At 68.8% G+C, this 12,125-nt stretch carries 8 protein-coding genes and 2 pseudogenes; 2 read left to right on the forward strand and 8 right to left on the reverse strand.

Features of this window, described 5'->3' with window-relative positions:
- Positions 1-31: 31 nt before the first annotated feature.
- The gene (gene cydD, locus H7J89_RS01445; RefSeq protein WP_264035957.1) at positions 32-1,645 is read left to right on the forward strand and encodes a thiol reductant ABC exporter subunit CydD; all 1,614 of its coding nucleotides are present in this window, start codon (positions 32-34) and stop codon (positions 1,643-1,645) included.
- Positions 1,632-3,340, forward strand: a pseudogene (cydC, locus tag H7J89_RS01450) (thiol reductant ABC exporter subunit CydC). The gene cydD and the pseudogene cydC overlap by 14 nt, the downstream one beginning before the upstream one ends.
- On the opposite strand, the pseudogene H7J89_RS01455 reads toward cydC, so the two are convergent.
- The 8 genes and pseudogenes from H7J89_RS01455 to trpC all read right to left on the reverse strand — a co-directional run bounded on the left by H7J89_RS01455 (position 3,274) and on the right by trpC (position 12,019).
- Positions 3,274-4,672, reverse strand: a pseudogene (locus tag H7J89_RS01455) (MprF family protein). The pseudogenes cydC and H7J89_RS01455 sit on opposite strands and share 67 nt — an antisense overlap.
- Positions 4,673-4,815: 143 nt before the next feature.
- Positions 4,816-5,712, reverse strand: coding sequence for an acyl-CoA thioesterase II (locus H7J89_RS01460; RefSeq protein ID WP_264035782.1), 897 nt, complete (start codon positions 5,710-5,712; stop codon positions 4,816-4,818).
- 18 nt (positions 5,713-5,730) lie between these two features.
- A complete protein-coding gene (gene pyk / locus H7J89_RS01465; RefSeq protein WP_067209610.1) occupies positions 5,731-7,149 on the reverse strand; it encodes a pyruvate kinase in 1,419 nt (472 codons plus the stop codon).
- Between the two features lie 66 nt (positions 7,150-7,215).
- Positions 7,216-7,647 carry a DUF2752 domain-containing protein gene (locus H7J89_RS01470; protein ID WP_264035783.1) on the reverse strand — a complete coding sequence of 144 codons (432 nt, stop codon included), beginning with the start codon at positions 7,645-7,647 and terminating at the stop codon, positions 7,216-7,218.
- A gap of 28 nt (positions 7,648-7,675) precedes the next feature.
- Positions 7,676-9,055 (reverse strand): prolipoprotein diacylglyceryl transferase, encoded by a 1,380-nt coding sequence (locus tag H7J89_RS01475; protein WP_264035784.1) that lies wholly within the window; start codon positions 9,053-9,055, stop codon positions 7,676-7,678.
- Entirely contained in the window at positions 9,055-9,867 is an 813-nt protein-coding gene (gene trpA, locus H7J89_RS01480; protein WP_264035785.1) for a tryptophan synthase subunit alpha, read from the reverse strand. Before trpA ends, H7J89_RS01475 begins: the two co-directional genes overlap by 1 nt.
- Complete coding sequence (gene trpB / locus H7J89_RS01485) at positions 9,864-11,126, reverse strand: tryptophan synthase subunit beta (protein WP_276041549.1); 1,263 nt, start codon at positions 11,124-11,126, stop codon at positions 9,864-9,866. Before trpB ends, trpA begins: the two co-directional genes overlap by 4 nt.
- A gap of 74 nt (positions 11,127-11,200) precedes the next feature.
- Positions 11,201-12,019, reverse strand: coding sequence for an indole-3-glycerol phosphate synthase TrpC (trpC, locus tag H7J89_RS01490; RefSeq protein WP_066953187.1), 819 nt, complete (start codon positions 12,017-12,019; stop codon positions 11,201-11,203).
- Positions 12,020-12,125: the final 106 nt, after the last annotated feature.

Consider the following 12,125-nt stretch of genomic DNA (forward strand, 5'->3'; position numbering starts at 1 on the left):
GGACCCGCGACTGTGGCAGGCATCGAGCGCCCTGCGCCGCTACCTGACCGCGACGGTGTGCTGCGGAGCGGTGATCTCCGGCTGCGCGATCGGCTCGGCGGTCGTGCTGGCTGGCGTGGTTGCCCGTGCCGTCAGCGATCGCTCGGCGCACAGCCCGCGCGTCTGGCTCGGGCCGCTGTCGGTCCTGTTGCTGCTGTGGACCATTCGCACGTTGGCGCACTGGTTGCAGGCCCGGTTGGGTCAACGCGGCGCCAGCGCGGTCATCGCCGATCTCTCCGGTCAGGTGCTCACGGCGGTGACCGCCCGCCAGCCCGGTGAGCTCGCCGAACAGCGGGATGCCGCCGCGGTGGTGGTCACGCGAGGCCTCGATGGCCTACGCCCTTACTTCACCGGGTACCTGCCGACGTTGTTGCTCGCCGGGATCCTCACCCCGGCGACCGTCGCCGTCATCGCTCTCTACGACCTGAAATCGGCGGCGGTCGTGGCGATCACCTTGCCGCTCATACCGATTTTCATGGTCCTGATCGGCCTGGCAACCGCGGACCGGTCGGCGGCGGCCCTGGCCGCCATGACGACGCTGCAGGGGCGGTTGCTCGATCTCATCGCCGGCATCCCCACCCTGCGGGCGCTGGGACGCGTTCGGGGCCCGGAACGCCGCATCGCCGAACTGGCCGCCGCGCACCGCCGCTCGGCCATGGCGACCCTCCGGATCGCGTTCCTGTCGGCACTGGTGCTCGAACTGCTGGCGACGCTGGGCGTGGCGCTGATCGCGGTGGGGATCGGTTTCCGCCTGGTGTTCGGCGAGATGACGCTGGCGACCGGCCTCACTGTGCTGTTGCTGGCACCCGATGTCTACTGGCCGCTGCGCCGCATCGGCGTGGAATTCCATGCCGCACAGGACGGAAGAACCGCCGCCGACAAGGCCTTCGCCCTCATCGGCGAGCCAACCCCGGCAAAGGCCCGAGGTGAGACGGTCACCGCCCGCGGGGCGGAGATCCGCCTCGACGGGCTCAGCGTCGCCGGTCGCGACGGCCACGCGCCGCGCGACCTCACCGCGCTCATCGAACCGGGCGCGGTGACGGTGCTGACCGGGCGCAACGGTGCCGGCAAAAGCACGACGCTGCAGGCGATCACCGGGGTCACCGTGCCGTCCTCGGGCCGGGTCACCGTGGCCGGCATCGACGTCGCCGATCTGGAGCCGGGCGCCTGGTGGCGGCAGTTGTCGTGGCTTCCGCAGCGCCCGGCGCTCGTCGCGGGCACGGTTCGGGACAACCTGGTCCTGTTCGGCGACCTGGACAACCTCGAAACGGCTTGTACAGCTTCCGATTTCGATGCGGTGCTGGCCGACCTGCCCGATGGGCTGGACACGGTGCTCGGCCGCGGCGGCGTCGGCCTGTCACTGGGGCAGCGGCAGCGGCTCGGCCTCGCCCGGGCGCTTGGATCGTCCGCACCCGTGCTGCTGCTCGACGAGCCCACCGCGCACCTCGACGCGCACGCCGAGGAACGCGTGTTGCGGGCCATCGTGGAGCGCGCCCGTTCGGGTGCGACCGTCGTCGTCGTCGGGCACCGCGCACCGGTTATGGCGATCGGTGACCGGGTGGTCGAAGTGGTCGCCGACAGTGGGGTGCGTTATGTCCCGGCCTGATCCGCTGTTGGCGGCCGCGCCGCTGCTGCGGCCCCGACTCCCCCGGCTATTTGCGGCCGTCGCGCTGGGCGTGCTGTCGCTGGGCAGCGCGCTCGCGCTGGCCGGTGCCTCGGCCTGGCTCATCACGCGGGCCTGGCAGATGCCGCCGGTGCTGGACCTGTCGGTCGCGGCCGTCGCGGTGCGCGCTTTCGCGATTTCGCGGGGGGTGTTGCACTACTGCGAGCGGCTGGTCACCCACGACGCCGCGCTGCGCGCGGCCGGCACCGCCCGGGCGGGGATCTATCAGCGGCTGGCCCACGGGCCGGCGGCGGCCGCCGTCCGTCTGCACAGCGGCGAGCTCATCACCCGCGTGGGCTCCGATGTCGATGAACTGGCCAACGTGCTGGTGCGTGCCGTGGTGCCGATCGGGGTCGCTTCGGTGCTGGGGCTGGCGGCGACCGTGGTGGTCGCGGCCATCTCGCTGCCGGCGGCTGCGGTGCTGGCGATCTGCCTGCTGGTCGCGGGCCTCGTCGCACCGCGGTTGGCGGCCAGGGCCGCGGCCAGCCAGGAAAGCCTTGCCCGGCAGCGTCATTCCGACCGCGACACATCGGCGATGATCGCTCTGGAACACGCGCCCGAGCTCCGTGTCGCCGGCCTGCTCCCCCGCGTCATCGCCGAATCGCAACGCCGCCAACGGGCGTGGGGCGCCGCGCTCGACGCGGCCGCCAGGCCGGCCGCCCTCGCAGAAGCCGCGCCGACCGCAGCAATCGGGGCCAGCGTGCTCGGCGCGGTGGTGGCCGGTATCTGGCTGGCCCCTTCGGTCGCGCCCACCACGCTCGCCGTCCTGATGTTGTTGCCGCTGTCCGCGTTCGAGGCGATGACACCGCTGCCGGCCGCTGCGGTCCAGCTGACGCGATCGCGCATCGCCGCCCGTTGCCTGCTCGACCTTGCGACGAGCGACCGCCCGCCTCAGCCCGAATCGCCCGCGGCCCCGCCGCGGCCCGACGCCGTGCTGTCCGCCGACATTCGGGCCGGGCACGCCGGCGCCACCCGCTCGAACCGCATCGCGCTGGAGCTGCCCCCGGGTGCCCGGCTGGCCGTCACCGGCGCCAGCGGGTGCGGCAAGACCACGCTGCTGATGACGCTCGCCGGGCTGCTTCCCCCGCTCGAGGGGCAGGTGAGGCTCGGCGGCACCGATCTGACCGCCTTCCACGAAGACGACTTGCGCGACGCCGTCAGCTTTTTCGCCGAGGACGCGCACATCTTCGCCACCACGGTTCGAGACAACCTGCTGGTGGCCCGCGGCGACTGCCGGGACGCCGAACTGGAGGGCGCACTGGACGCGGTCGGGCTGGGCACCTGGCTCGCCGGTCTGCCCGAGAACCTGTCGACGGTGTTGACCGGTGGCGCGCAGGCGCTTTCGGGCGGTCAGCGCAGGAGGCTGCTCCTGGCGCGGGCGATGCTCTCGCCCGCCCGGATCGTGCTGCTCGACGAGCCGACCGAGCACCTGGACGCCGGCGACGCCGAACCGATTCTCTGCGACCTGCTGGGGCCGAATTCCGCGCTGATGTCGGCAGATCGGACGGTGGTGGTGGCCACCCACCACCTGCCCCAGGGCATTGGGTGTCGCGAACTGCACCTCGATGCGCTCAGAGGTGTCGCCGGCGCGGCATGAACTCCAGCGACAGCAGCACGACCAACAACGGGACGATCTGAGTCATGGAGACCAGCGCGTAGCGCCGGGCGTCCAGCGCGTGGAATTTGCGCACGTAGCGGTAGAGCGACTCGAGGGCGATCAGCGGGTCGAGGACATGGATCAACCGGTAGAAGACGCGCTGGACACGGCTGCGATTCTTCTCGTCGAAGATTTCCGGGAACGCGGCGAACGCGAGCGAAAGCCGTTGGGCGCCATTCTCTTTGCCGGCCACGATCATGTCCACGCTGAGGCGTTCGTCGATGCCGTTGGGGGCTCCGCGCCGGCGCCACGGCACGTCGAGGGTGATGTCGCTGCCGCCGCCGGCGGTCGCGTACCGGTGGAATCCCTGCACCTTGCCCGAGGCGTCCCGGGCGAGGATCAGCTGGATGCCGGGGAACCGGCCCTCCAGCACGCCGTCGAGATTCATGTGGAAGCCGCGCTCGGTGTGGGCCGCCTTGCTCGACGCGCGGACCACCTCGGTCAGCTCGGCCAGTTGCTCATCGCTGAGTTCCTGCTCCCCGACGATCTCGGTCGTGATGCCGCAGTTGTGGGAGCGCTTCACCGCCTGGCGCAGGTTGCGGAACTTGCGTCCCACCATGTCGAAACCGGTGACGTCGATGACGACGTCGCGCCCGATCGGCACGGCGCGCAACGACTGTCCGAGCACCGCGGCGTCGTTCCACAATTCGAGTCGTCGCTCGCCGCAACCGACCACCGCGATCCGCCAGCCGTGGGTGTGGCACATGGCGGCGAAGTCGGCGACCAGCTCGGGGAATCGGGACTCGTCACCGATCGGGTCACCGCCGACCACGGCGATACCCAGGCGCGTCCGGTAGGCCAGCGCGGCGCTGCCGTCCGCGGTGAAGTGGTAACTCTTGCCCGTCTGCATCGCGAAGGGCGCGAGCGGATCATCCCGGGTGGCCTGGATCAGTTTCCACACCCGGGGCAGATCCTCCGGACGCGGATGCGACGACGTCGGCCACATCAGCACCATGCCGGAGCCGGCGATCATCAGATCACCGAGTAGATCGAAGGACAGCACATGCAGGCCGAGCCCGGCCAGCACGAAGCAGAACGCCGCGACGGCGTGCATGGCCGTAACGGGACGCCCCAGGAAGATGCCGCGTGCGATCCACGCCACCGCGACCAGGACGGTCAGCGACCAGGCCAACCGATCGGTGTAGTGCCACGCCGGCTGGTGATGGTGGCGCACCAGGATTTCGGCCAACCAGCAGGTGGCGCTCAACAGCGCCTTGCGCGCCGATCAGCCGGGCCGCCCGCGAATCGACCGAGACGACCACGCGTTCGCGCGCGCGGGCCTTCGCTGAGACGTCGACCAACGGCCCGCTCACACTCACCTCCCGATGCGCTGAAATTCCAGCTGGGCGGCTGTTTGCCGCCTCTGCACCGAATACCCGGCAGCTAAAAACCTACGCTCGATACCGGCCCCGACGGGCCGATTTCGCCGCGATGTCCTGCGGGCACTCCGCCCTGTCTATCGGCGGGCGGGCGGAAAGTATTTCAGCACCCCTTCTTGGACCACCGTCGCGAGGAGCTGCCCGGAGCGATCGAAGAAGTGGCCGGTGCCCAGCCCGCGCGAATCCGCGGCCACCGGCGACGACGTCGAATACAAGACCCAGTCGTCGAAGTCGACCTGCCGGTGGAACCACACGGAATGGTTGGCGGAGGCGGCGAAGATGCGGTCGAAACCCCACGACAGTCCGTGGGTGGTGATCACCGAGTCCAGCACCGTGGTGTCCGAGGAGTACACCATGGTCGCGGTGTGCAGCACCGGGTCGTCGGGCATGGTGCCGCCGGCCTTCATCCACACCCGGTTGTGCGGAAGCCGGTCACCCTTCTCGCGCATCACCCAGGCCGGGTCGTTGGTGTAGCGCCACTCGATCGGCTGCAGCGCGTTGACGAAGTGCGGGACGGTCTCCTCGTAACCGCGAAGCAGCTCGCCGATCGGCGGCTGGGTTTCGGGCTCGCCCACCTGCGGCGGGTCGACGGCGTGTTCGAGGCCGCGGCCGCCGGCCATGTAGGAGATCATCGCCGAGGACAACAGGACGCCGTCCTGCACCGCGTCCACGCGCCGGTTGGCGAAGCGCCGCTCGTCACGCAGCCGGGTGACGTGGAATTCGATGTCCTTGGCGGTGTCACCGCCGTTGATGAAGTGCACCGACAGCGCGCTGGGCGGCAGGTCGTCCCGGATCAGCGTGCGGCTGCTCGCGACGAACGACTGGGCCATGAGCTGGCCGCCGAATGTCCGCATCGGGTTCTTGCTGGGATGAGAGCCGATGAAACGGTCGTCGGCGAACCGAGTGAGGTCGAGGGTCGCCAGCAGTTCCTTGAAGTCGGAATCGGTGCTGATCGCGGCCTCTCCTTGGCTCATTCGCTTATTGCCCGGCGCTTAGACGTCGTCCTCACCGATCCGGTGCACGTGGATGAGGTTGGTCGACCCTACTGTGCCAGGTGGCGCGCCGGCCACGATCACCACCAGGTCACCGCGCTTGTAGCGGCCGAGTTCCAGCAGCGACTTGTCGACCTGCCGGATCATGCCGTCGGTGGAGGTCATCATCGGGACGATGAACGTCTCGGTGCCCCACGTCATGGCGAGCTGGCTGCGGACCTCGGGCCACGCGGTGAAGGCCAGCAGCGGCAGCGGGGTGTGCAGGCGGGCCAGCCGTTTGACGGTGTCGCCGGACTGGGTGAAGGCGACCAGCGCCTTGGCGTCCAGGCGCTCGCCGATGTCGCGGGCGGCGTAGGAGATCACCCCGCGCTTGGTGCGCGGCACGTGCGTCAGTGGCGGCGCGGCGGTGGAATTGTCTTCGACGGCGCAGATGATCCGCGACATGGTCCGCACGGCCGCCAGCGGATACTTTCCGACCGACGTCTCGCCGGACAGCATCACCGCGTCGGCGCCGTCGAGCACGGCGTTGGCGACGTCGGAAGCCTCGGCGCGGGTCGGCCGGGAGTTTTCGATCATCGAGTCGAGCATCTGGGTCGCCACGATGACGGGTTTGGCGTTCTCCCGGGCCATCTGGATGGCCCGCTTCTGCACCAGTGGCACCTCTTCCAGCGGCAGCTCGACGCCGAGGTCGCCGCGGGCCACCATGATCGCATCGAAGGCGAGCACGATCGCTTCCAGATTGTCTACGGCTTCCGGCTTTTCCAGCTTGGCGATCACCGGCACCCGCCGCCCGACCCGGTCCATCACCTCATGCACCAGCTCGACGTCTGACGGCGAGCGCACGAAGGACAGCGCGACCAGGTCGACACCGAGATCCAAAGCGAACGTCAGGTCCTCGATGTCCTTCTCGGACAAGGCCGGAGCGGTCACATTCATCCCCGGCAGCGACATGCCCTTGTTGTTGCTGACCGGACCGCCTTCGGTGACGGTGCAGATCACGTCGTCGCCCTCGATGCCTGAAACGACCAGTCCGATGTTGCCGTCGTCGATCAGCACCCGGTCGCCGACCGTGGCGTCCGCGGCCAGCCTCTTGTAGGTGGTCGACACGCGGTCGTGGCTGCCTTCGCAGTCGGCGACGGTGATGCACACGGTTTCGCCGTCGGCCCAGTAGGTGGCCCCGGTGGCGAACCGGCCCAGCCTGATCTTCGGGCCCTGCAGGTCGGCGAGGACACCGACCGCGCGGCCGGTGGTGTCAGAAGCGGCCCGTACCCGCTCATAGGCGGCCTTGTGGTCGGAGTAGTCGCCGTGACTGAAGTTCAACCGGGCGACGTCCATTCCCGCCTCGACCAGCGCCAGGATCAGCTCGTCCGAATTTGTCGCAGGGCCAAGGGTGCAGACGATCTTCCCGCGTCTACTCACGCCGACCCAGCATAGTCGCGTGGGTCCGCCACGGACCGACCGAACGGGGTGTCGCGCCGTGCGTGGTTAACCACTATTAATCGCCGGAAACAGAGGGAAGCCGGGCAGGTTACGCAGCACCGTCCAGGCGATGACGGCCACCACCATCGTCAGCCACGCCGGCGTCGAGAGCGCCGGTCTGCCCCGGCCGCGGCGAATCAGCAGCCATCCCGCCAGCATCGGGATGCCGACCAACAGGAAAACATTGTCGTTGACGGCGGCGAACAGGTCGCCGTGCAGCAGATCGTGCGTCATCCGCAGGCCACCGCAGAACGGACAATTCCAGCCGGTGAGCAATTTGAAGGGGCACTGGGGATACAACGAATTGGTGTTGTGCGGGTCGACCAGGCCGACGTAGCCGAGCGCGCCGCCGAGCACGACGGCGGTGCCGGCCGCGACGTACCGGCGCGGGCGGTGACACTGTTCCGCCACGGGCCCGGCGGAATTGGGATGCGTCACGTGTTCAGCATGCCAGACCGCGCGGTCACTAGGGTTTCGACGACCGATTCCTTCGCAGCCGCCACCGGTTGCGTGGTGTCTTGTACGGCTCGGCGGCCGAAGCCGGTTCGGCCGAGTCCGGTGCCGGCTTTGGCTCGGATTCGGGCTCTTCGGCTTCGGGCTTTTCGGCTTCTTCGGTTTCGGCCTCGTCGGCCTGTTCCGCTTCGGCTTCGGGCTCTTCCGCCTCGGCTTGTTCGGGTTCTTCCTCGTCGGCCTCGTCGGCTTCGGGCTCCTCGGCTTCCGCCTGTTCGGTTTCCGCCTTTTCCGCTTCGGCTTCGAACTCTTCCGCCTCGGCCTCCTCGGCCCCGGCTTCGTCGGTGTCCGCGGCCTCCGCGCTGACCGTCTCGGCCTCCGCGCTTTCCGGCTCGTCGGCTTCGTCGGCCTTATCCGTTTCGGCTTCGTCGGCGGATTCGGTGCCGGCCCCGTCCGCCGCGGTCGATGCCCCAGCGGCGGCGACGGTCGCGAGCTCTTCCGCCGGTTCCGCTTCCGCGGATTCCTCGGCCTCGTTGCCGCGCAGGCTTTCGGGGGCCTCGCGTCCCTTCGGCGCCACCATGAGGTACACCACGGCCCCGATGAACACGAAAGTCGATGTGAACGAATTGATCCGGATGCCCGCGATGTGAGTGGCGGTGTCGTCGCGCAGCAACTCGACACCGAAGCGCCCGACGCAGTAGCTGGCCACGTACAACGCAAAGAGTCGCCCGTGGCCCAACGCGAATCGTCGGTCCGCGTAGATCAATACGGCGAAAACCAGGACGTTCCAGATCAATTCGTACAGGAACGTCGGCTGCACGACGAGTGCCACCTGGCCCGTCGACACGCCGTCCAGCGAATGGGGGTCGATGTATCCCGACGGGTCACGGCGGTAGAAGATTTCCAGACCCCACGGCAGGGTGGTCTCGCGGCCGTAGAGCTCCTGGTTGAAATAGTTGCCGAGCCGGCCGATGGCCTGCGCCAGAATGATTCCCGGCGCAATCGCGTCGGCGAATGCCGGAAGCGGAATCCCGTGACGCCGGCAGGCGATCCACGCGCCGACGCCGCCCAGGGCTACCGCGCCCCAGATGCCCAGGCCGCCGTCCCAAATGCGTATGGCCCCGGCCAACCCGGCGCCGCCCGGCCCCCAATAGGTCCGCCAGTCGGTGGCCAGGTGATAGAGCCGGCCACCCACCAACCCGAACGGCACCACCCACAGGGCGATGTCGTAGATCACCCCGCGCTGCCCGCCGCGGGCTTCCCAGCGGCGGTCGCCGATCAGCAGGGCCACCACGATGCCGGTGATGATGAACAGCGCGTAGGCGCGAATGGGCAGCGGCCCGAGGTGCCAAACACCCTGGGGCGGGCTGGGAAAATACGTCGGCAACGTCGTCATCAGGCGGATGCCTTCTGCCGAACGCCTGCGGCCAGCTCCTGGGTCAGCGCCCGCAACGCGGGCAACCCGCCCTCACCGAGCGCCGATACCAGCGCGGAGCCGACGATGACGCCGTCCGCGTAGCTGCCGATCTGCGCCGCCTGCTCGCGCGACCGCACCCCGAGCCCGACACCGACGGGTATGTCCGACACCGCCTTCACCCGTTGCACCAGTTCGGGCGCGGCGTTCGACACCGCGTCACGCGCCCCGGTGACCCCCATCGTGGAAGCAGCGTAGACGAAGCCGCGCGACGCCTCGACCGTCATCGCCAGCCGTTGCGGCGTCGACGAGGGCGCCACCAGAAAAATGCGATCCAACCGATGCTCCTCAGCTGCGGCCAGCCACTGGCCGGCTTCGTCGGGGATGAGATCTGGAGTGATCATGCCGTGCCCCCCGGCCGACGCGAGATCCCGCGCGAACGCGTCGACCCCATACCGCAGCACCGGATTCCAATAGGTCATCACCACCGCGCGGCCGCCGGCCGCACTGATCGCCTCGACCGCGGCCAGGGTGTCCCGCACCCGCACTCCCCCGTGCAGCGCGACCTCGGTGGCCCGGGCGATGGTCGGCCCATCCATGCCGGGATCCGAATACGGCACACCGACTTCGATGATGTCGCAGCCGGATTCGATCAGGGCGAGCATTCCGTCGACCGAACCCGCCACGTCGGGGTAACCGGTGGGCAGATAACCGATCAGCGCCGCGCGATTGTCTTTGCGGCACATGTCGAAAACCGGCCCGAGCCGGCTGGCTTGCTTTTGTTCCACCGTCATCGCTCGCTGGGCCCCATCAAGCCGAACCATTTCGCGGCCGTCTCGACGTCCTTGTCACCCCGGCCCGACAGGTTCACCACGATGATGGCACCCTGCCCCAATTCGAGGCCGAGCTTGACCGCACCGGCGACCGCGTGCGCGGATTCGATGGCCGGGATGATTCCCTCGGTGCGGCACAGCAGCGCGAACGCATCCATCGCCTCGGAGTCGGTGATCGGCCGGTATTCGGCACGCCCGATCTCCTTGAGATATGCGTGTTCGGGGCCCACCCCCGGATAATCGAGACCCGCTGAGATCGAATGCGATTCGATGGTCTGCCCGTCCTCGTCCTGCAGCAGGTAAGAGAACGACCCCTGGAAAGCCCCCGGCGAACCCCCGGCGAATGTCGCTGCGTGCCTTCCCGTTTCGACGCCATCGCCGGCCGCCTCGAAGCCGACCAGGCGCACCCCCGGGTCGTCGATGAACGGGTGAAAGATCCCGATGGCGTTGGATCCGCCCCCGACACAGGCCACGACCGCGTCGGGCAACCGGCCGGCCTGGGCCTGGATCTGCACGCGCGTCTCCAACCCGATGATTCGCTGAAAATCGCGCACCATGGCCGGAAAGGGATGCGGCCCCGCCGCGGTACCGAAGCAATAGTAGGTGGTGTCGGCGTTGGTCACCCAGTCCCGAAACGCCTCGTTGATGGCATCTTTGAGCGTTTTCGAGCCGCTCTGGACCGACACGACCTCGGCGCCCAGCAGCCGCATCCGCGCCACGTTGAGCGCCTGGCGGGCGGTGTCCACGGCACCCATGTAGATGACGCATTCCAGGCCGAGCAGCGCGCACGCGGTGGCCGTGGCGACGCCGTGCTGGCCGGCGCCGGTCTCGGCGATGACCCGGTTCTTGCCCATTCTCTTGGCCAGCAATGCCTGACCGAGGACGTTGTTGATCTTGTGAGAACCGGTGTGGTTCAGGTCTTCTCGCTTGAGAAAGATGCGCGCCGAGCCGGCATGCTCGGACAGCCGCCTGGCCTCGTACAGCGGCGACGGCCGGCCGGCGTAGTTGACCTGCAGGTCATCCAGGGTGTCCAGGAAATCGGGGTTGATGCGTTCCTTCTCGTAGGCGGCGGTGACCTCTTCGATCACCGCCATCAACGCCTCCGCGACGTACCGCCCGCCGTAGAGACCGAAATGACCACCGGCGTCGGGTTCGTGACGGGTGGGTTCGGCGACGGCTGCACTCGGAAGGGGAAGGTCCGGGTGGGACAGGTTGACCATCACCAAGGCTCTACGCGGGGACGGCTCATCGGGTTCAACGTTTCAGCGCCGGGGCTCTTCAACTGACTTAACGACTAGCGAGACGGTTTCGGGCAGGACGGGTGGGTACCCGCGGTGACCAGGTCGGCGACCGCGGCGCGCGGGTCACCGCTTTTGACCAGACCCTCGCCGACCAGGACGGCGTCCGCACCGGCGCCGGCATAGGCCAACAGGTCCCCGGTGCCGCGGACGCCGGACTCGGCGATCCTGATCACGTTGCTGGGCAGCCCGGGCGCGATCCGCGCGAAGCAGTCCCGGTCGACCTCCAGCGTGGCGAGATCGCGCGCGTTGACACCGATTACGTTGGCCCCGGCCTTCAGCGCCCGGTCAGCCTCCTCCTCGGTGTGCACCTCGACAAGGGCTGTCATGCCCAGTGATTCGGTGCGGTCGAGCATCGACACCAGAGCCGACTGGTCCAGCGCGGCCACGATGAGCAACAGCATGTCGGCGCCGTGGGCACGGGCCTCGTGGATCTGATATGGCTGCACGACAAAGTCTTTGCGCAACACCGGTATCGAGACCGCGGCCCGAACGGCGTCGAGGTCGTCGAGGGAGCCGTGGAAACGGCGCTCCTCGGTCAGAACGCTGATGATCCGGGCTCCGCCGTCCTCGTAGGCCCGGGCCAGTTTTGCCGGATCGGCAATGGTCGCCAGCGATCCCGCCGACGGACTGGCGCGCTTCACTTCGGCGATGACGCCGATGCCGGGCTCGCGCAGCGCGGCCATCACGTCACGCGGCGGCGCGGCGGCGGCAGCGGCGGCCTTGATTTCGGACAGGCTGATGAGGGCTTCGCGCGCGGCGACGTCGGCCCGGACTCCCTCGAGGATGGAGTCAAGCACGGTAGCCGGACTCATGCCTGTTGCTTCCCTTCGCGCCGTTACCCATCGCCACCCGACGGCCTACCTGACGAACTCCGGTCGATCGCGACGACGTGAATGAAGGGTAGCGGCCCTCGGCTGG

Source organism: Mycobacterium paraffinicum (assembly GCF_025822865.1).
GTDB lineage: Bacteria > Actinomycetota > Actinomycetes > Mycobacteriales > Mycobacteriaceae > Mycobacterium > Mycobacterium paraffinicum.